This is a genomic window from Sphingosinicella sp. (assembly GCF_041916975.1).
In the GTDB taxonomy this organism is placed as follows: Bacteria; Pseudomonadota; Alphaproteobacteria; order Sphingomonadales; family Sphingomonadaceae; genus Sphingosinicella.
Genome location: NZ_JAYRYK010000001.1, coordinates 2,732,956 through 2,756,983, shown reverse-complemented (window position 1 = coordinate 2,756,983; position 24,028 = coordinate 2,732,956). Strand labels below are relative to the sequence as shown.

The following is a 24,028-nucleotide window of genomic DNA, read 5'->3' as shown; positions in this document are numbered from 1 at the left end:
GCCGGCGATTCCCCTCAGTGCCCGCCGACGTGGGGGCAGTCCCATTGTTTGCATCATCCTAGGCATCTTTGTCTTTCACGAAGCTGTCAGTGACGCGCGAAGCATCAGCGGCAGCAGACCGCCCGCCGCGAGCACGCGGACCTCCGCGCCCGTCTCCACCGCCGCGCGCGCCGTGAAGGCGCGGATCCGACCATCAGCATACAGCACGCGGACGGTGCACGGCGCGGACGGCGCCAGCGCATCTCCGGGCATGTCGATCTCGATGCGATCCCCGGTGCCGAGGGAAAGCGATGCCGGGTGCACATTGGCGGGGAATTCCAGCGGTAGAATGCCCATGTTGCAGAGGTTCGAGCGGTGGATGCGCTCGAAACCCACGGCAAGCACGGCGCGCACGCCGAGCAGATACTGGCCCTTCGCCGCCCAGTCGCGCGACGAGCCCATACCGTAGCGATCGCCCGCGACGACGACGACGGCCTCTCCCGCCGCCGCATAGCGGGCAGCGACCTGCCAGAGCGGCAGCACTTCGCCACTCGGCGCATGGATTGTCGACCCCGCCGGGATATCGGGGCCAAGCAGATTGCGGACGGACGGGTTCGTGAACAGCCCGCGCAGCATCACCTCCCAATTGCCGCGCCGCGCGGAGAAGACGTTGAGATCGTCTGGCCGCTCGCCGCGTTCAACGAGCCAGCGGCCCGCTTCGCCGCGCGCGGGAATCGCGCCGGCGGGCGAGATATGATCGGTCGTGATGTCGTCGCCCAGAACGAGCAGTGGCCACGCTGTGTAATGACCCAGACGTGATTGCGCATCGCGCGCAACGAAGGACGGCGGCCGCAGATATGTCGAAGCCTCATTCCACGGATAGAGCGGTTCCTTCGACGCAGAAAGCGCCATCCAGGTTGAGCTGGCCTCGGCAGCGGCATAGGCCGCGTCGAAATCGTCGGGCCTCGCGGCGGCGGCGAGCGCAGTGTCGATTTCGCTTTCGGAAGGCCAGAGGTCGCGGAGAAAGACGGGCGATCCGTCAGACGCGGTGCCAAGAGGATCGACTTCGATGCCGATATTGAAATCGCCTGCGAGCGCATAGGCAACGGCAAGCGGCGGTGCCGCGAGATACGAATCGCTGACCGCTTGATGCACGCGGCCGGGAAAGTTGCGATTGCCCGACAGCACCGCGACGGGCTTCGCGCCCTCTTCCATCAGCGCATCCATGGCAAGCGACAATGGCCCGCTGTTGCCGATACAGGTGGTGCAGCCGTAAGCGACGATCGCGAAACCGAGCGCTTCGAGCGGCGCGCGCAGCCCGGCCCGTTCGAGGAGCGCGGCGGCGGTGGGCGAGCCGGGTGCAAGGCTCGTCTTCACCCATGCGGGCACGGAAAGACCGCGCGCCACCGCCGCGCGCGCGACAAGCCCGGCGGTGACGAGAAGGCGCGGATCGGATGTGTTCGTGCAACTCGTGATCGCTGCGATCGCGACGGGGCGTTTCTCACCTGATGCCGACGTTGCGCCGCGCGCGATCCGGTCCTGCGGGCGGTGCGGCCCGGCGAGGCTCGGCACCACCGCATCCAGATCGAGATCGAGCACGAGATCATAATCCGGCGCCGCACCCGGATCGAACCAGAGCTGCTGGCGGCGGAGATAATCCTCCGCCTGCCGAACATGAGCAGACGCGCGGCCGGTCGCGCGCAGATAGGCGATCACGGCAGCGTCCGGCGGGAAATACCCCGTCGCGCCGCCGAACTCGGGCGCCATGTTCGCAACGACCGCGCGCGTTCCCGCCGAGAGCGTCAAAACGCCCGGTCCGAAGAACTCGACAAACCGCCCATCGAGCCGCACGCCGCGCAGCATTTCGGTAACGGTGAGCGCAAGGTCCGTCGCCGTCACGCCGGGATGGAGCCGCCCCGTCAGGCGCACGCCGACCACCTCCGGCACGCGCAGCGTCACCGGCATGCCGAGCATCACGCTTTCGGCTTCAAGCCCGCCGACGCCCCAGCCGAGCGCACCGATGCCGTTTATCATCGGCGTATGGCTGTCCGTCCCGATCAGCGTATCCGGAAACAGCCATTCGCGCCCCTGCCACGTCTCGCGGCTGACCACGGTGGCGAGGCGTTCGAGGTTGATCGTGTGCATGATGCCGGTGCCCGGCGGATGCACGTGCAGCGAGGGGAAGGCATTGTCCGCCCATTTCATCAGCCCGAAGCGTTCGGCGTTGCGCGCCATCTCGGTGGTGAGATTGGCGGCAAGCGCGCTGCGCGTTCCGTAGCTGTCCACCGCGATGCTGTGATCGGTGGAAACATCGACACGAAGGCCGGGCACGATCCGGCGCGGGTCTCCGCCCTCTGCGGCAATCACCGAACGCATCGCGGCAAGGTCGACAAGCGCGGGGCCGCAGGTCGTGTCGTGCATCAGGAGGCGCGCGGGCACGAAGGGCAATTCCACGGTCCGGTCGCCGCGCTCCAGCCACTCTACCACCGCGTGATCGGCATCGGCGTCCACCACGCGGCGACGAAGTAGATTCTCGGCGAGAATGCGATGCACCCACGGCATACGCCGCAGCCGCGCGCCGAGCGCGCCGGGGAGGTCCACCATCATCGGCGGCCCAGCCGGCGGGATCATGCGGCCCCTGGCGCCTTGCGCGCGAGGAACAGCGGAATGCGGAAGCGGCGCTCGATGACGCCGCCGAAGCCCTGTTCGCCGACAGCCTCGATCCCCGCCAGAACACGCGCGCGCAATTGCGGCTCCATGCGACGGATCATCGAAAAGGTTGCGTAGAGCGCGCGCATCTCCGCCGCGGTTATCCGCAGCGTCATTTCATGCATCTGATGTGCGGCGTGCATGAAGCCCGCCGCGCGCAGTTCGGCGAGGCGATCGTCCGTCCATAGCGAATAGTGCCGCTGCTCAGGCCCACGCAGTGAAGGCGGCAGTTCGGCATCTTTCAGAAGCGGCAACACCGCCCGGCTGAACAGATCGGCTTCGGGATCGTGAAGCACGGTCCACCACATCGCCCAGACACCGTCGGGGCGCAGGAGATCACGCACCATCGAAAGCCCGCGCGATGTATCCACCCAGTGGAACGAGGTGGCGGCAACGCCAAGATCGAATGACTCCGGGGCAAGCCCCGCATCTTCAAGCGGTGCATTGACGACGCGAACAGGATGGCCCAGCGATGCGAGTTCGCCCGCGAGCACGGGATCGGGTTCGACGAGCGTGAGCGAACCGACATCCGCCGTGATCAGCCGCCGGCTCGCCTGTCCGGTTCCGGGTCCGATCTCGAAAACATCAGCGCCGGGGACGAGCGCGCCTTCAGCCGCGAGCGCGGCGTAAAGCGATTCCGGATAGTGCGGTCGCGCACTGGCATAACCTTCCGCATCCGCGCCGAAGATGTGCCGCCCGACAAGCTGGCTATCGGCGGTCATCGTTCGCCGTGCTCTTCGTCGATGCGGGTGGTGATGCCCGTCGCAACGATCGTCCGCGTCGCGTCGATCGACGCGTAGGTCCAGAAGATTTCAAGCGGTTCGCGATCCGACACGTTGCGGAAGAAATGCGGCACGCCCGCCGGAATCCACGTCAGGTTACGCGGACGCACATCATGCTCCGTGCCATCGATATGCGCGCGGCCCGCACCCGAAAGCACGAGCACGCTTTCCTCGCAATTGTGGATATGGAGCGGCACCGCGCAGCCGGGATCGATGACGGTGACGCCGTTCAGCATCTGCCGCGAACCGACCTTCGCCGTCACCATCGGCCGCGTGCGAATGCCCCCGCCGCGATCCCGCACGGCGAGCGCTTCAGGTTGCAGCAGTACGGCGTTCATTTCTGACTCCGTGTGCGGACCGCGCTGCAGACCGCATCGCCGAATTCGGCTGTGCCAAGCGTGCCGCCGATATCGCGCGTGCGCGTGGCGGGATCGTTCAGCGCATCCTCGACGGCCGCTTCGAGCCGTGCAGCGGCGGAGACGAGATCACTGCGCTCGTGCTTCCGGCCCAGCCAATCGAGCAGCATCGCTACCGAGAGGATCAGCGACGTGGGGTTGGCGATCCCCTTGCCCGCGATGTCGGGCGCGGAGCCGTGCTGTGCCTGCGCGACGCAGATATCGTCGCTGGCGTTGATCGATCCGCCGAGGCCAAGACTACCGCTGAGCTCAGAGGCTTCGTCCGAAAGAATGTCGCCGAACATGTTGGTGGTGACGATCACGTCGAACCGGTCCGGGCTGCGGATCAGCAGCGCAGCGGCGGCGTCGACGATGACCTCCTCCAACTCCACGTCGGGGAATTCGGCGGCGACCTTCCGCACCTCGCGCAGGAAGAGGCCATCCGACAGCTTCAGCACGTTCGCCTTGTGCACGGCCGTCACCTTCTTCCGGCGCGTGCGCGCCAGAGCGAATGCGGCGCGTGCGACCCGGGAAGCGCCTTTCGCGGTGATCTTGCGGATGGAAAGCGCCATGTCCTCGTCAGGCATGAACTCGCCGCTTCCCGCGTGCATGTTGCGGTCGGAATAGAAGCCTTCAGTGTTCTCGCGGACAATCACGAGATCCATGGGTTTCGGGAGGATGGTGAGATCCGGTCGCGAGCGGCACGGCCGGATGTTGGCGTAGAGCGCGAAATGCGTGCGCAGCGCCGCCGAAGGATTGATGCCGCCCGCCTCGCGCGGCGGATAATCGAAATGCGAGACAGGCCCGAGGATGACGCCGTCCACCTCCGGTATGCGTTCCAGAACACCGGTTGGCAGCGTCGTGCCGGAGTCCGCAAGGCTCGCAAAACCGATCGCACGCTCCTCGATCGTGATCGGAAGGCCGCATACTCCTGCCAGAACCTCGAGCACCTTGCGCGTTACTGCGGAGATTTCAGGACCAATGCCGTCGCCGGGAAGCAGGAGGAGATTCATGGCATTATCCGTTACAGTCGACATAAGCCGGCCGGTGCCGCCAGCAGGAGGACACCGGCCGGAAGGTGATAACTCAACCTGCGATCAGAAGATATTCGCGGTGAGCGAGAACTTGATCACCGACGGCGCACCGAAGGCGATGTAGTTGCTGCTCGTGGATGCGAAATACTTCTTGCCCGTAATGTTCTGCGCATTGACGCGCGCAGTCATCCCTACGCCGCCGATCTCGAAGGCGTACGACCCGCCAAGATCGAAGAGCGTGTAGCCGGGGAGGAAGAGCGAGTTCTGCGGATTGATCGCACGTGCGCCCGTGTAATAGGCGCCCGCATTGATCGCGAGACCTTCGGCGAGTTGCGTCAGGCGATATTCGCCGGACACTGACCACTGCGTTTTCGCCGTGTTTTCGATGCGGTTGCCGATGAGCGCGGTATCCGCCGTCTCACCCTGCTTGGCGCGCAGGAACAACGCCGATCCATAGATCGAAAGGTCGGGGGTCACTTCCCCGGTCAGGCTGAATTCGAAGCCGCGGTAAGTGGCCTTGCCATCTTTCACGAAGAAATTGGCAGCATTCGTGTAGGTCAGCTGACGCGAGATGTCGAAATACGCCGCCGTGAACAACAGCCCCTTCTGCGGCTCGATCTTGATGCCGCCCTCATACTGCTTTGAGTTGCTGGCAGGCAGGATCTCACCCTGATTTTCCGTGCCGATCGGCGCACCGGGAGTCGATTCGAGGCCCTCGATATAGGTCGCGTAGGTGCTGATCCATTCCTTCGGCTTGAACACGACACCGCCGGAAAGTGAGATCGGCTTGTCGGAGAATGTCTCCACGTCCGGACCGGCGACAGTTCCCACGGTTTCCTTGTAGATCGACTTGCGGATACCGAAGAGCACGCTGAACATATCGTCGTTCGGACCGCCGAAGCGCATCCGGTCGAAGGCGTAGAAGCCCGTGTCCTTGATCGAGGTGTCGCGTGTCGGATCATAGGGCGACCCGCCGCTGTAGCGGATGTCGTTGAGATCGACCGGGTTGTAGAGATTCTGCACGCAGCCGGCAGCAAGGCCGATCGCGACGCAGTTCGCGTTGGAACCCGCACCGCCCGAGAGATACGACACGGTTAGCGGCGAGTACTGCCGACGGATATTCTTCGATGCGCCGATCATCAGCTCGTGAATCACCGGACCGGTCGCGAAAGTGCCTGCCAGCTCGATGCGTCCGTTCTTGTTGCGGTAAAGCTGACCGTCGGCAGCACCCATCGTCAACACGCCATTGCCGGTGACAGGATCAAAGTTGGCTAGACGGCTGAAGCGGCGATCACGCTCCACGTAGGAGATACCGCCTTCGGCGACGAGGTTCCACGCGGGCGTGATCTTCCACGATACACGCCCGAGCACGTTTGTCGCATCGGCGCGGTTCATGAAACCCTTGCTACCGGGATTGCTCGATGCGCGCGGCAGGTTTGGAACCACGGTCATCAGCGATGCGGCCGCCGTGCGTCCCTGAATGACGGTCGGCTCCGTCACCTCCTTCGAGATATGCTCGACGTCGAGGTTGATTTGGAGGTTGTCCGAAGGATCGAGCTGGAAGGCGCCCGACTGGAAGCTGCGGCGGCCCCACGTGTTGTCGATGCCGGAATCGACCGTGCCGTAAACAAGGTTGCCGCGCACGCCGAGGATGCCCCACGTGCCGCCCGCGTCGATATGGCCCTGCACCTGGCCGTGATCGTTGCCGTTCACCGAGACAGCCAGCACCGGATCGAGCGTCGGGCGCTTGGTGGTGAGGTTGATGATGCCGGACGGCGTCGTGAAGCCGTAATAGAGCGCGGACGCGCCCTTCAGCGCTTCGACGCGTACCTTGTTTTCAAGCGGCAGGTCGATGAGGTTCACGATCGGCAGCGAGCCGTTCAGGCGGTAGTTGCCGCGGTTTTCGACCGGGATGCCGCGGATCGAGAGGTTGTTGTAAACTGTGGGGCTCGTCTGCGAGCTGGTGACGCCCGGCGAGTTGCGGAGCGCATCGAGAATGCTCTGCGCCTGCTGCGATTTCAGCACCTGCTCGGAAATCACGCTGACGGTGAGCGGCGTATCGATCTGGCGCGCGCCGCGGAAGCTGCCCGCCTGCACGAAATCCGCGCCGTAGCTGTCCTGACGGTCGGCGGTGACGACGATTTCTTCAAGCACCAGACCCGACTGCGTATCGGATTCGGCCTGCTGCGCCATCGCCTGGCCAGCCGCTGCCATCGCAATTCCGCTGACGCCGAGACCGGCAATCCATTTCCACTTCGTGGCCATTCCTTGCACCCCTTTTATCGCCACCCGAAAGCGGCCGTTTCCCCATTTACGGGCGCGCGCAATCGGCACGCCTCGACTCGCAACCGGTACGCCGCGATGCGCGGACGCCGATGTCGAGCGGACGATATTCGGGCTTAGCTGTCACAAACCTGTCTCGCCCGTGTCGCGCGGGTGACAGCTTGGCGACAGACTGCTTTCCTAGGCTAGTGTGGAGGAACGGCATCACGTGCCGCGGGGAGACGATTCTTGAAAACAGCGGATACCTTCGGCCTTTCACGGCGGCGCTTCGCCGGATGGACGCTTGGCGGCGCCGGCCTCTTCGCACTGCCGGGCCTTGCCGCGTGCGCGCGTGTGGCGGCGCTGGCCGTATCGCCCATCGACGGCCTGCCCCGCGCCCGCCCTGAAGCGCACGGCGTCGATCCGCAAGCGATCCTTGCATTCCTTGACGAGGTGCGCGGTGCCGGGCTGGAGCTGCACAGCTTCATGCTGTCGCGCGGCGGCGACGTGATCGGCGAAGGCTGGTGGGCGCCCTACCGCGCGGGCCGGCCGCACATGATGCACTCGCTTACGAAGAGCGTCGCCGTCTCTGGCGTCGCCATCGCGATGGACGAGTGCCTGTTCGGCATCAACGACAAGGTGATCTCCTTCTTCCCGGACGAGCTTCCGCCAATAGTGAACGAAAACCTCGCCGCGATGACCGTGCGCGACCTGCTGACGATGCGCACCGGCCACGCCGAGGAAATCTCCGGCTCCGTATGGCGGCAGATCAAGACGAGCTGGGTCGCGGAATTCTTCAAGGTTCCGGTCGTTCACAAGCCGGGCACGCGCTTTGTCTATTCGAGCGCGGCGAGCTTCATGCTCTCCGCCATCGTCACCAAGCTGACCGGCCAGACGCTCCGCGACTATATGGAACCGCGCTTCTTCAAGCCCCTCGGCATCACCGGGCTCAGCTGGGATGTCGGCCCCGGCGGCATCAACCCGGGCGGCAACGGCCTCACCTTCAAGACCGCAGACGCGCTCAAGCTCGGGATGCTTTACGCGCAGAAGGGCCGCTGGAACGGGCAGCAGATCCTCTCCCCCGCATGGGTGGAGGCAGTGAGCAAGCCGCAGGTGGCAGAGGGCGAATACAGCTACCAGTGGTGGATCGGCGCGAACAACACATACTATGCGGTCGGCCTGTTCACGCAGATGTCGATCGTGTTCCCCGATCACGACGCCGTGCTCGCCGTCACCGGCGCGATCCGCAAGAGCGAGATGCTCTCTCCGATCGTCGACAAGCACTTCCCTGCCGCCTTTGGCGCCGCGAGCCTGCCGCAGAAAGACAGCGCCTACACGGCGCTTGTGGAGCGCACACACGCGTTGTCGTTACTCCCTGCACTTCCCGCCACGACATCGCCTGTGGCGGCGCGGATTTCGGGAAAGCGCTTCAGGGTGGCCGAAAACGCCGAGGGCATCGAAAGCTTCGGTTTCATGTTCGAAGGTGATCGCTGCCGCTTCACGATGCGCGATGCGCGCGGGGAGCACAGCGTCGATGTCGGTCTCGGCCGCTGGATCGAGGGCAGCACGAGTATGACCGGCAACAAGCTTCATCATCAGTATCAGCCCGACTCCATGGTCGTCGTCGCCGGTGGCCGGTGGACCGCGCCGGATACGTTCGAGATGATCTGGCAGTTCGCCGAAACGGCCTTCCGCGACACGGTGGTGTGCCGGTTCGACGGTGATGCGATGAGCTTCGATCGCAGCGTCAACGTGAATTCGGCGGCGATGTCGCTCCCCACCGTCCGTTCGACGCTCGGCTGAGGGCGATCGCCATGCTGCCCGCGGCCTTGTTGTTCGCGATGATGGGCGGGACGGCCGGCGCCGAGCGCTTTCCGCCGCCCGAATGCGAAACCTATGTCGCCTATGACCGCGACATGATGCTGCCCGGCTATCTCATCGCTTCAAAGACGGGCGCGGAAGTCTGCGTTCCGTTCACGACTGTCGGCGCGCGCCCGCCGGCCGACTGCAAGGGCGATTTCTACGTCGATGAATTTGCCGAGCCCGTGCTCCGCGCGCGCTGGCTAGAGTGCAAGGCCGATCCCTTGTGCGCCGCGCGGGTGTCGCCGGTCGTCAATCGCCGGAAGCCGCCCAACCGCGAGCAACGCATCACCGATCCCCGCCATCGCCACCTGCTCGGCAAGACCGACGAAAAAGCCGATCTCGCGGCGATCCGGCGTCCGGCGTTCTTCGGGCAGGCGCCCTATCGCGAACCGATCGCGGCTGTCGAAGCGAACACCTACACGGTCGAGTTCACCGCCCCCGCCGAAGCGCACGAGCGTATCCACAAGGGTATCGAAGCGTCGGTCAAACTCCGGGGCTGGTATATGCAGGGGCGCGGCGTGCCGGACGCGAAGGGTCGCACGGTCCGCGCGCTCATCGTCATGAGCGGCGGCGGCGGCACCCGCCTCGCCGCGATCGACCATCCCGAGGACCGGCTTTACAGCGTCCATCCCGAAACCCGGAAAACAGCGATCAATGCGTTCCCGAACGCGCGCACCGGCTCGCCCGGCCAGGCGGGGTGGCGATCGCTGATGGCGATGCTGAATGCGGCAGGCTTCGACGTGCTCGCCTACGACCGGCGCGGCGTCGGCGTTTCGAGCGGCTACAGCGACACCAACACGCTGCAGCAGGGCCGCGATCTGCTCGCGGCGCTCGCCAGTCTCCGCTCGGGCGACGGGATGCGCGCGCTGTCGCCGAAGGGCAGGCTCCATACGGGCGCCGATGCCGCCCGCGCGCTGCGCGGCAAGACCGGTGAACTGCCCACGCTGCTGCTGGGCAATTCGCGCGGCACGATGGCGACCGGCTGGGCGATGACGATGAACTTCGACAGGGATTGCAGCTACGACCTTCCGGAGATCGTCTGCACGCCGCCCCGCCGCGACCCGTCCATCAAGGGCGCGATGCTGATGGCGGAATTTACGAGCGGCCCCGGCTTTGTCTCCGCGACGCCGACGCCCGAGGACGAGGAACGCGGGCTCGGCAAGGATCGCGGCCTGTTCATCGGCGCGAGCCAGATCGAGCACAACATCGTGTTCTTCCCCGGATCGGCGATCCTTGCGGGCATGAAGACATGGCCTGCCGCGTTCTTCGCGCGCGGGCTCTGGGATTATGCCGCCAGCCTTGAAGGCACGGTCGCCTCCTACGACCGCGTGCCGGGGCTTAAGGAGCTTGTCGTGGTGCGCGGACCGCACCCGTTCGAGACCTGGCCCGACGCGGAGAAGACGCGCGTCCGCGAACGCCTGCGCGCCTTCGCTCTGGCCGCGATCCGCGGCGCACACAATGTGCCCGGGGGGCGCCCGTGGGTGACGATGAAAGATCTTGTCGCGACGACCGAAGATGCGTGGGAGGCGTCATCGGCGCCGCGGCCGTGATTTCCCGGTATCCACCGGCGGGCAAACAGCGGTAGACTGAAGGTGCGGAGGTCGGTCTATGCAATTGATTATCAACGGCAAAAAGCATGCGTATGACGGCGATCCCGACATGCCGCTTCTCTGGTATGTGCGAGATTTGGCGGGATTGACGGGCACCAAATTCGGCTGCGGCGCGGGCCTGTGCGGAGCGTGCACGGTGCATGTGGAGGGTGCGGCGATGCGGTCGTGCCAGCTTCCGATGTCGGCGGTTGAGGGTCAGTCGGTGACGACGATCGAGGGGCTGTCGGCGGACGGCGACCATGCGGTGCAGCGCGCGTGGCGCGAGCACGGCGTCGCGCAGTGCGGCTACTGCCAGTCGGGCCAGATCATGCAGGCGGCGGCGCTCATCGCCGAGACGCCGAAGCCCACCGACGCGGACATCGACGCCGCGATGAGCGGCAACATCTGCCGCTGCGGCACCTACGCGCGCATCCGCGCCGCGATCAAGGCGGCCAGTTCGGCAGGAGTGGAGGCATGAAGGCCGAGACGTTCGACCGGATCGACAACATCAGCCGCCGCGGGCTTCTGAGTGCAGGCGGCGCGTTCGTGCTCGCGATGGGCCTGCCGCGCACCGTGCTGGCACAGGCGGCGGACGCGCCCAAGTACGGCGCCGATGCGCAGTCCGGCGGCTGGCGCGACGACCCGGCGCTGTTCGTGGCGATCGGCGAGGACGGCACGGTGACCATCACCTGCCACCGCGCCGAGATGGGCCAGGGCATCCGCACGAGCCTTGCGATGGTGATCGCCGACGAGCTCGAGGCGGAGTGGAGCCGCGTGCGCGTGGAGCAGGCCCAGGGCGACGAGGCGCGCTACGGCAATCAGAATACGGATGGCTCGCGCAGTATGCGCCACCTGTTCACGCCGCTCAGGCGCTGCGGCGCCGCGGCGCGCACGATGCTGGAGCAGGCGGCCGCGAAGCGCTGGGGCGTCGCCGTCGGCGAGGTCGCCGCAAGCCTGCACGAGGTCGTGCACCGCCCGAGCGGCCGCAGGCTCGGCTACGGCGCGCTCGCGAAGGACGCCGCGGCGCTCGCCGTGCCCGATCGGGACACGGTGACGCTGAAGGCACCGGCGGCGTTCCGCTACATCGGCCGCGACGTGGCTTCCGCGGACGGCGTCGCCATGACGACGGGCCGCGCGGGCTACGGCATCGACGCGCGCCTGCCGGACATGCTCTACGCCGTCATCGCGCGGCCGCCCGTCTACGGCGGCAAGGTGAAGAGCGTCGACAAGGCCGCGGCGCTGAAGGTGCCCGGCGTCGTTCAGATCGTCGATCTGCCCGCGCCGACGCTCCCGTCCGTGTTCCAGCCGCTCGGCGGCGTCGCCGTGCTCGCGGCGAACACCTGGGCGGCGATCAAGGGCCGCGAGGCGCTCACCATCGCGTGGGACGACGGGCCGAACGCCGCCTACGACTCGGATGCTTACCGCGCAGAGCTCGAGCGCGCGGCGCGCGCGCCGGGTCAGGTCTCGCGCAGCGACGGCGATGCGGAGGCCGCGCTCGGCAAGGCCGCGAAGCGCATCGAAGCCGAGTATTATATCCCGCATCTCGCGCAGGCGCCGATGGAGCCGCCGATGGCGCTCGCGCGGACCGGCGCGGACCGCTGCGAGGCGTGGGCCTGCACGCAGGACCCGCAGGCGGCGCGCGACCTCATCGCCGAAGCGCTGAAGATCCCGGTCGCCGATGTGACCATCCACCAGACGCTGCTCGGCGGCGGGTTCGGGCGCAAGTCGAAGCCCGACTACGTGCTCGAGGCGGCGCTGCTCAGCCGCGCGGCGGGCGGCAAGCCCGTGAAGGTGGTGTGGACGCGCGAGGACGACCTCCATCACAGCTACTTCCACACCGTCTCGATCGAGCGGCTGGAGGGCGGACTCGACGCGGCCGGCCGCACGGTGGTGTGGCGGCACCGGAGCGCGGCGCCTTCGATCGGCTCGATCTTCGGGCCGGACCCGAAGCACCAGCTGCCGTTCGAGCAGGGCATGGGGCTGCGCAACGTCGCGTTCGCGGTTCCCGACTTCCGCGCCGAGACCTGCGCGGCGACCGCACACACGCGCATCGGCTGGTTCCGCTCGGTCTCCAACATCCCGCACGCGTTCGCGGTACAGTCGTTCGTCGCCGAGCTTGCCCATGCGGCGGGACGCGACCCGAAGGACTATCTGCTCGAACTGATCGGCCCGGACCGCACGATCGATCCGCGCGCGATGGGCGACACCACCAACTACGGCGAGGACCCGGCGCGCTATCCGCTCGACACCGCACGGCTGAAGGCGGTGATCAATGCCGCCGCCAGAGGCATCGGCTGGGGCCGCACGCTGCCTGCGGGCCGCGGGCTCGGCATTGCCGCGCACTACAGCTTCGTCAGCTACACGGCCTGCGCGATCGAGGTCTCGGTCACGGGCGGTCAGCTCACCGTCGCGCGCGCCGACATCGCGGTCGACTGCGGCCCGCAGGTGAACCCGGACCGGATCCGGTCGCAGATGGAAGGCTCGGTGGTGATGGGGATCAGCCTCGCCACGCTCGGCGAGATCAGCTTCAAGGCGGGCCGCGTCCAGCAGGACAACTTCGACGGCTACGAACTCACCCGCATCGATGCCGCCCCGAAGATCACGGAAGTCCACCTCGTCGGCGGCGGCAACTGGAACGCACCCCCAAGCGGCATCGGCGAACCCGGCGTGCCTCCGGTGGCCCCCGCCCTCTGCAATGCGATCCACGCCGCAACCGGAAAACGCATCAGAGCACTGCCAATCAGAGAGCAATTAAAAATTTAGCGCATGATAAGGCGGAAGTTCGGACGGGAGCCAGGGCGATCGAATTTTCTTCGGTTCTCGATCGAATATTGAGAGCATCTTTCGTATATTTCTAAATAGAAATCGAAATCGAAAATCATTCTCATAATCAAAATAAGATTTTTCTGGGAAATGGAAAATCAAAAGGATATCGAACGGGCCGCGTTATACGCGCAGCCAGAAAAATAATGCTGTTATCTCACAATTAATATTGAAAACAATTCGCAAAGTCGGGAGGTTTTTATGCGTTTTCGTGCGCTCGCGGGTGTTGCAGCCTTTGTTTCATTACCCGCATTGGCCTCGGAAGGCCATCTTCCGCACGGCCACACGCACAGCCGGGGAGAAATTGACGAAAACCATGCGCCCCTGCTGCTCCAGGCGACCTATACGGGCGAGGTGATGTCGAACGTCTCCGGCGGCATCAAGCGCGGCAGCCGCTATCTCGACAATCTCGATATCGTCGCCGAAGCCGACCTCGAGGCGATTGCCGGGTGGAAGGGCGCGAGCGCCCATGTCTATGGTCTCTACAACAACGGCAAGTCGTTCAGCGAGCTTGCCGGCGACGCGCAGACGGCGAGCAACATCGAAACCGGCGTGCAGGCGTTCCGGCTCTACGAGGCGTGGATCGAACAGAAGTTTGCAGGCGGATCGCTGAAGGTCGGCCTTTACGATCTCAATTCGGAATTCGACGCGCTTGATGCCTCCGGCCTGTTCATCGGCAGCCCGCACGGCATCGGCACGGATTTCGCCCAGACCGGAGAAAACGGCCCTTCGATCTTCCCCTCGACGTCGCTCGCCGCGCGCATTGCCATTGAGCCGGCCGCAGGCTGGGTGGTGCGCGCCGCCGTGCTCGACGGCGTTCCCGGCGATCCCGATCGACCGAAACGCACGGCCGTGAAGCTGGGCAATGGTGACGGCGCGCTCCTCGTCGCCGAAATCGAGGCACCTCTGCCGCACGGGCGGCTTCTGTTCGGCGGCTGGAGCTACACGGCGCGTTTCGACGATCACGCAGGCAGCAGCGGCCGCGGCAATGACGGCCTTTATGTGCGCGGCGAAACCGCGCTGTTCGAAGAATCAGGCGATCCTGCGCAGGGCCTTGCCGCCTTCGCCCGCCTCGGCATCGCCGACGGACGCTTCAACACGTTTGGCAAGTTCGCCAGCGCAGGCATCAATTACACGGGGCCGTTCAAGGGGCGCGACGAGGATCAGATCGGATTCGCGGTTGCAGCGGCGTTCACCGGGGATGCATACAAACGTGCCGTTCCGGCGGATGACGCCGAGGTTGCCTTCGAGCTGACCTATCGTGCGCCTGTTGCATCGTGGCTGTCACTCCAGCCAAGCGCACACTACATCATCAATCCCGGCGCCGATCCGGCCGTGCGCAACGCGCTCGCCTTCGGCCTGCGGGCGGAAATCTCGTTCAATATTCTAGGCTGAAGCTGACGCCCGGCCCGCGCGGAACGCACGGGCCGAGCCAGCCATGACTAGAACCGTGCGCGAACGCCCACGTACACTTTGCGTCCGATCACATCGTAGATCGACGCGTTGGTCGCCGAGTTCGAGATGAAATCGATCGGCGCAACCGGGGGCGTGCGATCGAACAGATTGTCGACACCGGCATAGATCTCGCTGCTCGAACCGAACAGGTTTTCGATTTTGTACTTCACCGACATGTCGACGTAGATGACCGCGCCGATGTGGTTTTCTTTCTTTGACAGATCCTCTGGACCGAAGGTGACGTCGTAGACACCGCCATCGATGTAGCGCGCCTGTACGAACGCACCCCAACGCTCGGCGTCATAGTTTGCCGAAAGCGTCGCCTTGAAATCAGGCATACCGCCGCCATTGCGGCCGCCGACTTCGCCGGCGACATCAAGCGGCGTACCGCCCGAAGGTGCGATCTTCTTGTGAATGAGATAGCTCGCGACGGCGCCTAGACCCAGCGTACCATTGCCGAGGTCGGTCGCGTAGCGCGCCTCGAAATCGAGACCGCGTAGCTTGTATGTGCCGAGGTTCAGGTTCTGCTGCCGGACCTCAATGAGTTCATCGTCCTCGCCCAACGTGACAAACTCGCACATGGCCGCCTCACCGGCATAGCAGCGGTTCACAATATCCTGGGCGTTCAGCGAACCGATCGCGCCCTTGAGATTGATGTCCCAGAAATCGAGCGAAGCGCGGAAGCTGCCCAGCGTGAGGACCGCACCCACGGTCTTCGTGGTCGCTCGCTCCTCGGTGAGGTTGGGGTTGCCGGAAAGCGGTACGCGAACCAGCGATGTTCCCGTGCTGTCGGGATCGAACGGATTGGCGAGATTGGCAAACAGCAGCACGGTTTCGACGAAGGTTTCGCCGATGCTGGGCGCGCGGATGTCGCGGGAGATCGTGCCGCGGAAACGCAGGAAATCGGCCGGCTCGAAAGTGAGACCAGCCTTCCATGTGACGACATCGCCAACGGTGGAATAATGCGTGTAGCGCGCCGCACCGTTGAAATCGAGGCGCTGGTCGCCGCCGATCAGGGGAATGGCGACCTCGGCGAAGCCTTCGGTCACGTCATACTTGCCCTTGAGCGGCTGCGCGTTGACGATGAGGAATTCCTCGTTGTCGTTGGGCGCGTTCACCGTACGGTTCAGCTTCTGCGTGCGATGCTCGGCACCGACCGTAGCGAGAATCGGACCGGCCCAGCCTTCGAACACTTCGCCGCCGATTTCCGCCGCAAAGACGCTCTGCTTGATGCGCGTCTTCGAGATGCCGGTTTCGGTGATGTAATCGATCGCGCCCTGGCTCGGCGAGCCCTTGCCAAACAGGTTGATCGGCACGCAGGCGGAATCGTTGTTAAGCGGATCCGCATCGGCGTTGACGCCGCAAACAATATCGTCCCCGACCGCGACTGCGTCTGCAGCCTTGATGAGGTTGCCGACGAGCAGATTGTTGTATTGCTTGTTGCTGAAATCGGTCTGGCCATACTGGGCCGAAACTTCCCAGTTCCAGTTCGTTCCCAACTCACCCTTGAGACCGCCGACGAAGCGCATGCTTTCGGTGAGCGAGGCCGACGTGATCGGGTCGAATTCCTCGAACGTGCGGAACAGCACGACCGGATCGCCCAGCGCAGCCACATCCGCAGGCAGATAGGGGTTATCGGGCGTGATCACCACGTCGCCGAAGGTGAAGGCGTTCACAAGCGCGCCACGCGACTTCGAACGCGCGAAGCTCGCCTCGCCGAACACTGTGACGCTTTCCGAAACTTCATAGCTCACTGCGCCGAGCACGTTGAAGCGCTCGGTAGGAACGACCAGTGCCGTCTGATCGGCGAGGCGCGAGCCGCTGCCACCGATCATAAGATTGCCGCCGATTTCTCCAAGGATGCGCGGACGCGCGATGCCATCCGGGAAGAACTCAAGGTTGTCGGTTGCTAAGCCCAACGGAAGCGTCACGCCGTTCGGGCTGCCGATGAACAGAACGGCGTTGTCGCGGAATACGTACTGCGGAATGCCATCGCTCGGACCCGTGTCATCCGGATTGGAAACGATCGCCGGGCTACGACGCTGCCACTTGCGCGCGGAGGCCTTCGGGATGCCCTTGTTGTCGTCGTAATCGGCAGCAAGCAGGATGTGACCGCGGCCTTCGTCGAAGAAATTGCCCCACGCGGCTGACAGGCGCAGGTTCTCGGCATCGCCGCGATCGGCAAGCCCGTACTGGGCGTTCAGCTTCAGTTCGTCGAGCCGTTCGTTGTAGACAAGGTTGATGACGCCCGAGACCGCATCCGAACCGTAAGCCGCCGAAGCGCCGCCGGTCACGATATCGACGCGCTCGATCGCGAGCGACGGCACGACGTTGAGGTCGACGTTCTCGAATTCATCGAACGGCGTCGAGCGGCGTCCGTTGACGAGCACGAGGTTGCGGTTGGGGCCGAGGCCGCGCAGATCGACCACGTTCACGCCGTTCTGACGGCTGTTGAGGTTCGTGGACGCGGGCGTCAGCGTGCCCGTGAAGGCCGGGATTTCGTTGAGAACGTTGGCGACGTTCGTGGTGCCGCGCTGGTCGATGAGCTCGGTGCCGATCGCCTGGACCGGGGTGGGCGCCTCGAAGTTGCCCTTGATGCGCGTGCCGGTGACCGTGATGATCTCGGAAGACTCGGCGTCCGTATCTGCCTGTGCGGCATTCCCGGCGCTCTGCGCCAATGCCGGCGCCGCCACGGCCCACAGCGCAACGCCAGCCAAGCTCTTGAATTTCGACCTGAATTTCATCTGGATTTCCCCTTTGACCGCCCTCGGTTTCACCGAGTTTTTCTGCGAGAAGGAGTTTGATATCGTATTCCTGATTGGAAATAAAGCAGCCTTATTGGAGATTTTTCTAAAATTAAGGCTGCCATATTCCGCTGCAAACACCCGCGATAGCGACCGTTTCGCCTGCAGGAGGGCGGAAAGATTGCAGCGTGCGCGCAGCGCTGGTGGAAAATCAGACCTTTAGAGGCTGAGGCTATGCGCGTTCAGCTTGCCGTGCGTGAAGATCGCATGGAGGACCCGGTCCTCGCAGGACGAGATCATCATCAGCGTATGCCTGCGGATTTCATCGGTCTGGTTGTTCTTTACAAGCTCCAGCAGACTTCTGTGCTGCTCCCACGGGTAAGGCAGGGACTTGGTGAGCTTGATGTAAATCCAGTAGATTCGCATCGTCGTTTCCTCGAGCTGCCGGATCCAGCTGATGAGCAGCTGAAACTGCGACTGCTGCGCGATGTAAACGTTGAATTCCCGGTTGGCTCTCAGAAGCCGCAGTGCGTCCTCATCGGTCTCGATGGGGCCTTCGTGGAAGATCGCGTCGTTCCGGCGCCTGAACTCGGCCTCCTCGATCTGGGGCGAGATCATCGAGAGGATGCTCGGCTCCATCATCTTTCGAATCGTGAAGTTCTCCTTCACGTCGCGGAGGGTGAGCGGGGCGATCCGCGTGATCCGCGGCGAGTTCGAGACCATGAACTGCTGTGCGGTCATCTGCTCCATGGCGTTGCGGGCGGCCGTGCGGCTGATACCGAACATCCGCGTTAGGATGTTCTCGGAGACCTTCTGCTCGGGCGCGAGGCGCTGCGTGACGATCGCATCCATGATCCGATCAAAAACATCGAGCGAGTCGGTCTCCGTCTGTTGATCTGCCATCTTCGTCCTGAATCGGGTCTCCACGGGTGCCCAAGTGGTACAGCCGGAGAGGGTCAAGTCAAACACCCGACCACCCGTTCATCTATTGCGCGAACGTCGTGACACGCCTATCGCGTGAGGAAAGCGGGCGATAGCGCCTTGCCGCCGCGGACATGTGCCGCGGGATGCACAAGCAAGAGAGCATGATTTTCAAGAACATTCCCGCGCTTCTATCCGAAGCGCTCGTAACACGCGGCTATGCTGCGCCCACCCCCGTGCAGGCCGCCGTGCTTGAAACCGAGGCCGAGGGGCGCGACCTCATCGTTTCGGCGCAAACGGGGTCCGGCAAGACCGTGGCCTTCGGCCTCGCCATTGCGGCTCAGCTGCTGGACGAGAAGAGCATGGCGCTGCCAGCCGAGGCCCCTCTCGCGCTCGTTATCGCACCAACACGCGAGTTGGCGCTTCAGGTGAGCCGCGAGTTGTCGTGGCTCTACGAAAGCACCGGCGTACGGGTCACGACGTGTGTGGGCGGAATGAATCCCTCGCTTGAACGGCGCGCGCTTGCACGTGGCGCGCAGATCGTCGTGGGGACGCCAGGCCGCCTTCGCGACCATCTCGAGCGCGGCGCACTGGACCTCCGTGCTCTCGCCGCCGTCATCCTGGACGAAGCAGACGAGATGCTCGACATGGGCTTCCGCGAGGACCTGGAAGAGCTGCTCGACGCCACGCCGCAGGAACGGCGCACATTGTTGTTCTCGGCAACCATGCCGAAACCGATCGTCGCGCTTGCGCGCCGCTACCAGCGCGACGCGCTGCGTATTTCGACGGTCGAGGAAAATCGCGGGCATGGCGATATCAGCTATCAGGCCGTCGCCATCGCGCCGTCCGACATCGAACATGCCGTCGTCAACCTGCTGCGCTTTCACGAGGCGGAGACCGCCATATTGTTCTGCGCGACGCGCGACAATGTGCGGCATCTGCACGCCAGCTTGATCGAGCGCGGCTTCGCAGCTGTGGCACTTTCCGGCGAGCACAGTCAGAACGAGCGAAATCAGGCGCTTCAGGCACTCCGCGACCGGCGCGCCCGCGTTTGCGTTGCAACCGATGTCGCCGCACGCGGCATCGACCTGCCCGGCCTGTCACTCGTCATCCATGTGGAAATTCCGCGCGATGCGGAAGCGCTGCAACACCGATCGGGGCGCACGGGCCGAGCCGGCAAGAAGGGCACCGCCATCCTGCTGGTGCCGTATCCACGGCGCAGGCGCGTGGAATCCATGCTGCGCGGCGCGCGTATCGCGGCGGAGTGGATTGCGCCGCCCTCGGCCGATGAGATCCGCAGCGCCGACAGCGAAAGGCTGCTCGCCCGGCTGCTAGCGCCGACCGAAATTGCCGATGAGGACCGCGCACTCGCGAGCCGGCTGCTGGCGGAGCGCAGCCCCGAAGAGATCGCTGCCGCGCTGGTGCAGGTCCACCGCGCCGCTTTGCCCGAGCCCGAGGACTTGCTGCCGGAGAACGGCGCGCCCGGTCCGCGCGCGCCGCGCGATGGCTTCGAAGGCAGCGCGTGGTTCCGACTGAACATGGGCCGCAGACAAAACGCCGATCCGCGCTGGGTGCTGCCCCTGCTCTGCCGCCGGGGCCATGTCAGCCGCAGCGAGATCGGCGCGATCCGCATTACGGCGAACGAGACGTTGTTTGAAGTGCAGCAGACTGCCGCCGCGCGCTTCCTCAATATGGTACGGTCCACGGCGAACCAGAGCGACGACGATGTGGAAATCGTACCCATCGAGGGGCAGCCGCGCGAAGAAGCGCGGCATAACCGCCGCAATGCCGACAATGCCGGATCGGGGCCGTCGCGGCCGCATCGCCCAAAGCCCTCGCACGGTGCCGGTGCACGTGGTCCTGATGCACGGGGCGCCGATGCACGCGGCGCGCGTCACCCGGGCCGCAAGCCGGGCGGCAACAAGAAGCCCGGCCGTCCCCGGTGACGCAGATTCTCGTCGACGCCGATGCCTGCCCGGTGAAGGAGGAGATATACAAGGTCGCCTTCCGCCACACGGTGCCGGTGACGATCGTAAGCAACAGCCCGATACGGATTCCCGCGCATGAGCTGATCAGCCGCGTCGTCGTCAGCGACGGCTTCGATGCGGCCGACGACTGGATCGCCGAACGCGCGGGCGGTACCACGGTCTGCATCACGGCCGATATCCTGCTCGCCGATCGTTGCCTGAAGGCGGGCGCAACAGTCATCGCGCCCAGCGGCAAGCCCTTCACCGCCAATTCCATCGGGAGCGCGGTTGCAACCCGAGCGATCATGGCCGACCTGCGCGCCAACGGCGACGCGATCGGTGGCCCGCCTCCATTCACCAAGACAGACCGTTCTCGCTTTCTCTCGGCACTGGACGAAGTGCTCGTCCGTCTAAAGCGGCAGGCCTGAATAACGCGCCATGTTCAGCCGGGTCGCGCGGCGCGTTTGATGGGGGCCGGCATTGAACGAACCGGTGTCTCCCCCCTGTTTTTTCAGGCCTTTTCAAAGCAAGGCGTTCGGGCCACTATCTTCCATATCATGGGGAGACGCCTATGCGTTCGTTGCTGGTCGCGCTGCCGTTTCTGGTTTTGACCGAACCGGTATTCGCCGAAGGCTCACAGGGCGACCTCGCGGTCACCATCTACAACAATAATATCGCACTGGTGCAGGACGCGCGCACGCTGAGCGTCCCCGCCGGCCGCAGCCGTCAGGAATTTCCGGATGTTTCGGCGCAGATCCGCCCGGAAACCACCAGCCTTTCCGGGGCCGGTATCGCGATCGTCGAGCAGAATTTCGACTACGACCTGCTCTCGCCCGACAAGCTCATGGAAAAGGCGGTCGGCCAGACGATCACGATCGTCCGTACCAATCCCGCCACCGGCGCGGAAACGCGCGAGCAGGCCCGGGTTCTCGCGGCGAACGGCGGTATCGTGCTTCAGATCGGCACGCGGATCGAGGTGTTGCGGGACGACGGCCTCCCCGTCCGCGTGGTGTTCGACAAGGTGCCGGAAAACCTGCGCGCTCGCCCGACGCTTTCGGTGACGATCGAAGCGGCGCGGGCCGGATCGGTGCCGACACGACTCTCTTATCTTACCCCCGGTCTCGGGTGGACCAGCGACTATGTCATGCTGTTCGACGAAAAAACGGGCGCCGCGGACATGCAGGGCTGGGTGACGCTGACGAACAATACCGGCACGACTTACACGAATGCGCGGACACTGCTCGTCGCGGGCAACGTGGGCGGCGGGCAGAATCGCTTTCAGGCGCTCGGCGGCAGGCTCGACCAGGCGGGCACGGAAAGCGGCACGCGGGAAAGGCTGGGCGATTACTATCTCTATCCGCTCGCCGAACGCACGACGATCGCCAACGCGCAGCAGAAACAGGTAAGCTTCCTCGATGTGAAAGGCGCGCCGGCGCGCAAGACCTACGAGTTCGTCAACGGCTGGCTCGGCAGCAACGATACACCGAGAAGCGCGCTTAGCGTCATCAAGTTCTCCACATCCAAGCAGGGTGGCCTCGGCGATCAGCTGCCCGCCGGTACGATCCGCGTCTACATACGCGATGCGCGCGGGGACCCGCAGTTCATCGGTGAAAGCCGGATCGATCACACACCGATGGGCTCCTCGCTTGCCGTGCCCACGGGCGACGCCTTCGACGTGAAGGTGAAGACCGTGGTCGAAGAGCGCAAACGGATCTCCGATCGGCGCTGGCAGACGACTGTGCGCTACACCGTGAGCAATGCCCGGCCGGAGCCGGTGACGGTGGATGTGCTGCAGGGCGGCCTGTGGGGCGACGTGCGCATTCCTGTGCAGAGCATTCCCGGCAACAGGGTTTCGGCAGACCGCATGGAATGGAAGGTCCCCGTGCTCGCCAATGGCACCGCCGAGCTGACCGCAACATTCGACACGCGGTACTAGCGCCCGTGCGCGTGATCGCGCCTCTCCTGCTGCTTCTCGGCTGGACCGCACCCGCTCCGGCCGCGACCGTCGTATCCCGCCAGGTTTCCGACGTTGCGGTAACGATCTATCGCGCGCCGGGCCGCGGCAGCGGTGCGCTCGATCGGAATTGGCCGGGCGGCTATGCGCTGATCAGTGAAACACGGACGATCACCATTCCGGCCGGCGACAGCATTGTACGCTTCGAAGGCGTGGCCGAGGGCCTGCTACCCGAAACGGCTATCATTACTGGTCTGCCGGAGGGCGTCCGCGAAAAGAATCGCGATGCCCGACTCGTCTCCCCCACCGGACTTGTGGATGCCTTTCTGAAACGGCGCGTCACACTCCAACGCACCAACCGTCAGACCGGCAAGGTGACCGAACAGGATGCGATCATTCAGGCCGGGCCGAATGGCGGTGTGATTGTCCAGACAGCTGAAGGCTACGAAGCCCTCGGCTGCTCCGGCATGCCTGAACGGATGCTCTATCCCGAAATCCCGGCTGATCTTTCACCGCGCCCAACGCTCTCGGTGCTGACGCGCAGCAACCGGCCAGTGACCGCAACGGTTCAGCTCACTTACATGGCACAGGGGTTCGACTGGTCGGCGAGCTACGTTGCCAGGGCGGATGCCGATAACGGCAAGCTCGCCCTGTTCGCATGGCTCACCCTCGCCAACGGCGGGGCCCAGAGCTTTCCGGATGCGCGCCTGCAGGTCGTGGCCGGGCAGCCGCGAAGGGAGCGCGGCGCATCGCCCCTCAGGCCATCGAACTCCGCGCTGCATTTGAAATGCTGGCCCATGGACACGACCAGCACACATCCCCGGCACGTTTTCAACCGCCTGCCATGGCCGGAGGAAGAAGAACGGTTTTACGAAGCCGCCGCAGACATCGTCGTAACCGCACAGCGACGGGAACGTTACGCCCTCGCCGCACCGCCTCCACCGCCAGCACCTGCCCCCGTCGCGATGGTGGCGGAGCAGGAAGACCTGGGCGATCTGAAACTCTACCGCGTGCCGGAACGCGTGACCGTCTCGGCGCAGGGGCAGAAGCAGGTCGCGATGATCGAGAAGCCGGCCGTCGCGTTCGACCGGTTCTATGTTGCAAACGTCTCTTCCGGATCGTTCGCCTATCAGCCGATGCCATTCCTGCTGCGCGGCAAGAACAGCACCGACAAGGGATTGGGCCTGCCCCTACCTGCTGGCGCGGTTACGATCTTCGAAACGGTCGAGGGGAACGAACTGCTGGTCGGCAGCGCCGATCTCGCCGATCTTGCCGTGAACGAGCGTGTCGAGTTCCCGATCGGACAGAGCCCGGATGTGCAATGGCGGCTGGTGAAGGTTCAGGAGACCCGGAAGCGACAGGATTGGCGCGTCGATCTCACCAACGCGAAGCCTGTTCCGGTTCGTGTCGAAATCATCGTGCCCTTCGATCTTGCGGAACGCCTGCCGGGAACCGAGCGGGGCCAGGGCGGTTGGGTTCTGCCGGTTACCCTGCCGGAGAACGGTTCAGCCTCACTCTCCTACACTATAAAGCTCGAGCGGCCTCGCTGAG

At 64.8% G+C, this 24,028-nt stretch carries 17 protein-coding genes; 10 read left to right on the top strand and 7 right to left on the bottom strand.

Annotated elements, in window-relative coordinates; genetic code table 11:
- Positions 1 to 75: 75 nt before the first annotated feature.
- From acnA to ACE3TJ_RS12900, 5 genes are all read right to left on the bottom strand, one after another.
- The gene (gene acnA, locus ACE3TJ_RS12920; RefSeq protein WP_374596751.1) at positions 76 to 2,610 is read right to left on the bottom strand and encodes an aconitate hydratase AcnA; all 2,535 of its coding nucleotides are present in this window, start codon (positions 2,608 to 2,610) and stop codon (positions 76 to 78) included.
- Positions 2,607 to 3,410, bottom strand: coding sequence for a class I SAM-dependent methyltransferase (locus ACE3TJ_RS12915; protein ID WP_374596749.1), 804 nt, complete (start codon positions 3,408 to 3,410; stop codon positions 2,607 to 2,609). Before ACE3TJ_RS12915 ends, acnA begins: the two co-directional genes overlap by 4 nt.
- A complete protein-coding gene (locus tag ACE3TJ_RS12910) occupies positions 3,407 to 3,808 on the bottom strand; it encodes a cupin domain-containing protein (protein WP_374596747.1) in 402 nt (133 codons plus the stop codon). Before ACE3TJ_RS12910 ends, ACE3TJ_RS12915 begins: the two co-directional genes overlap by 4 nt.
- Complete coding sequence (locus ACE3TJ_RS12905) at positions 3,805 to 4,878, bottom strand: isocitrate/isopropylmalate dehydrogenase family protein (protein WP_374596745.1); 1,074 nt, start codon at positions 4,876 to 4,878, stop codon at positions 3,805 to 3,807. Before ACE3TJ_RS12905 ends, ACE3TJ_RS12910 begins: the two co-directional genes overlap by 4 nt.
- 84 nt (positions 4,879 to 4,962) lie before the next feature.
- A complete protein-coding gene (locus ACE3TJ_RS12900) occupies positions 4,963 to 7,164 on the bottom strand; it encodes a TonB-dependent siderophore receptor (protein ID WP_374596742.1) in 2,202 nt (733 codons plus the stop codon).
- Positions 7,165 to 7,410: 246 nt separating this feature from the next.
- Here ACE3TJ_RS12900 and ACE3TJ_RS12895 point away from each other — a divergent pair, with 246 nt between their 5' ends.
- From ACE3TJ_RS12895 to ACE3TJ_RS12875, 5 genes are all read left to right on the top strand, one after another.
- A complete protein-coding gene (locus tag ACE3TJ_RS12895) occupies positions 7,411 to 8,964 on the top strand; it encodes a serine hydrolase domain-containing protein (protein ID WP_374596740.1) in 1,554 nt (517 codons plus the stop codon).
- 11 nt (positions 8,965 to 8,975) lie between these two features.
- Positions 8,976 to 10,574: a hypothetical protein gene (locus ACE3TJ_RS12890; protein ID WP_374596738.1), complete on the top strand. Its 1,599-nt coding sequence runs from the start codon at positions 8,976 to 8,978 to the stop codon at positions 10,572 to 10,574.
- A 58-nt stretch (positions 10,575 to 10,632) separates the two neighbouring features.
- Positions 10,633 to 11,091 carry a (2Fe-2S)-binding protein gene (locus ACE3TJ_RS12885; protein WP_374596736.1) on the top strand — a complete coding sequence of 153 codons (459 nt, stop codon included), beginning with the start codon at positions 10,633 to 10,635 and terminating at the stop codon, positions 11,089 to 11,091.
- Positions 11,088 to 13,376, top strand: a complete 2,289-nt coding sequence (locus tag ACE3TJ_RS12880) for a molybdopterin cofactor-binding domain-containing protein (protein ID WP_374596734.1) — start codon at positions 11,088 to 11,090, stop codon at positions 13,374 to 13,376. Before ACE3TJ_RS12885 ends, ACE3TJ_RS12880 begins: the two co-directional genes overlap by 4 nt.
- Positions 13,377 to 13,637: 261 nt before the next feature.
- The gene (locus ACE3TJ_RS12875; protein WP_374596732.1) at positions 13,638 to 14,831 is read left to right on the top strand and encodes a carbohydrate porin; all 1,194 of its coding nucleotides are present in this window, start codon (positions 13,638 to 13,640) and stop codon (positions 14,829 to 14,831) included.
- A 47-nt stretch (positions 14,832 to 14,878) separates the two neighbouring features.
- On the opposite strand, the gene ACE3TJ_RS12870 is transcribed toward ACE3TJ_RS12875, so the two are convergent.
- Positions 14,879 to 17,635, bottom strand: coding sequence for a TonB-dependent receptor domain-containing protein (locus ACE3TJ_RS12870; RefSeq protein ID WP_374596730.1), 2,757 nt, complete (start codon positions 17,633 to 17,635; stop codon positions 14,879 to 14,881).
- A gap of 13 nt (positions 17,636 to 17,648) precedes the next feature.
- On the opposite strand from ACE3TJ_RS12870, the gene ACE3TJ_RS12865 reads away from it, so the two are divergent.
- Positions 17,649 to 17,858, top strand: a complete 210-nt coding sequence (locus ACE3TJ_RS12865; protein ID WP_374596728.1) for a hypothetical protein — start codon at positions 17,649 to 17,651, stop codon at positions 17,856 to 17,858.
- Here ACE3TJ_RS12865 and ACE3TJ_RS12860 read toward each other — a convergent pair.
- A complete protein-coding gene (locus tag ACE3TJ_RS12860; protein WP_374596726.1) occupies positions 17,855 to 18,538 on the bottom strand; it encodes a GntR family transcriptional regulator in 684 nt (227 codons plus the stop codon). The genes ACE3TJ_RS12865 and ACE3TJ_RS12860 overlap by 4 nt on opposite strands.
- A gap of 182 nt (positions 18,539 to 18,720) precedes the next feature.
- Between ACE3TJ_RS12860 and ACE3TJ_RS12855 the strand changes: the two genes are divergently transcribed.
- The 4 genes from ACE3TJ_RS12855 (at position 18,721) to ACE3TJ_RS12840 (ending at position 24,027) form a co-directional block, all read left to right on the top strand.
- On the top strand, positions 18,721 to 20,502 hold the full coding sequence (locus ACE3TJ_RS12855) for a DEAD/DEAH box helicase (RefSeq protein ID WP_374596724.1): 1,782 nt from the start codon (positions 18,721 to 18,723) through the stop codon (positions 20,500 to 20,502).
- Positions 20,499 to 20,951 (top strand): YaiI/YqxD family protein, encoded by a 453-nt coding sequence (locus ACE3TJ_RS12850; protein WP_374596722.1) that lies wholly within the window; start codon positions 20,499 to 20,501, stop codon positions 20,949 to 20,951. The genes ACE3TJ_RS12855 and ACE3TJ_RS12850 overlap by 4 nt, the downstream gene beginning before the upstream one ends.
- A gap of 143 nt (positions 20,952 to 21,094) precedes the next feature.
- Positions 21,095 to 22,459, top strand: coding sequence for a DUF4139 domain-containing protein (locus ACE3TJ_RS12845; protein WP_374596720.1), 1,365 nt, complete (start codon positions 21,095 to 21,097; stop codon positions 22,457 to 22,459).
- 5 nt (positions 22,460 to 22,464) lie between these two features.
- Entirely contained in the window at positions 22,465 to 24,027 is a 1,563-nt protein-coding gene (locus tag ACE3TJ_RS12840; RefSeq protein ID WP_374596718.1) for a DUF4139 domain-containing protein, read from the top strand.
- Position 24,028: the final 1 nt, after the last annotated feature.

Bases quoted from the DNA above. Each gene is read 5' to 3' on its own strand.
- ACE3TJ_RS12880 (WP_374596734.1), top strand. From the start codon at position 11,088: ATGAAGGCCGAGACGTTCGACCGGATCGACAACATCAGCCGCCGCGGG.
- ACE3TJ_RS12870 (WP_374596730.1), bottom strand. From the start codon at position 17,635: ATGAAATTCAGGTCGAAATTCAAGAGCTTGGCTGGCGTTGCGCTGTGG.
- ACE3TJ_RS12855 (WP_374596724.1), top strand. From the start codon at position 18,721: ATGATTTTCAAGAACATTCCCGCGCTTCTATCCGAAGCGCTCGTAACA.
- ACE3TJ_RS12915 (WP_374596749.1), bottom strand. From the start codon at position 3,410: ATGACCGCCGATAGCCAGCTTGTCGGGCGGCACATCTTCGGCGCGGAT.
- ACE3TJ_RS12860 (WP_374596726.1), bottom strand. From the start codon at position 18,538: ATGGCAGATCAACAGACGGAGACCGACTCGCTCGATGTTTTTGATCGG.
- ACE3TJ_RS12885 (WP_374596736.1), top strand. From the start codon at position 10,633: ATGCAATTGATTATCAACGGCAAAAAGCATGCGTATGACGGCGATCCC.
- acnA (WP_374596751.1), bottom strand. From the start codon at position 2,610: ATGATCCCGCCGGCTGGGCCGCCGATGATGGTGGACCTCCCCGGCGCG.
- ACE3TJ_RS12845 (WP_374596720.1), top strand. From the start codon at position 21,095: ATGCGTTCGTTGCTGGTCGCGCTGCCGTTTCTGGTTTTGACCGAACCG.
- ACE3TJ_RS12890 (WP_374596738.1), top strand. From the start codon at position 8,976: ATGCTGCCCGCGGCCTTGTTGTTCGCGATGATGGGCGGGACGGCCGGC.
- ACE3TJ_RS12905 (WP_374596745.1), bottom strand. From the start codon at position 4,878: ATGAATCTCCTCCTGCTTCCCGGCGACGGCATTGGTCCTGAAATCTCC.
- ACE3TJ_RS12900 (WP_374596742.1), bottom strand. From the start codon at position 7,164: ATGGCCACGAAGTGGAAATGGATTGCCGGTCTCGGCGTCAGCGGAATT.
- ACE3TJ_RS12910 (WP_374596747.1), bottom strand. From the start codon at position 3,808: ATGAACGCCGTACTGCTGCAACCTGAAGCGCTCGCCGTGCGGGATCGC.
- ACE3TJ_RS12875 (WP_374596732.1), top strand. From the start codon at position 13,638: ATGCGTTTTCGTGCGCTCGCGGGTGTTGCAGCCTTTGTTTCATTACCC.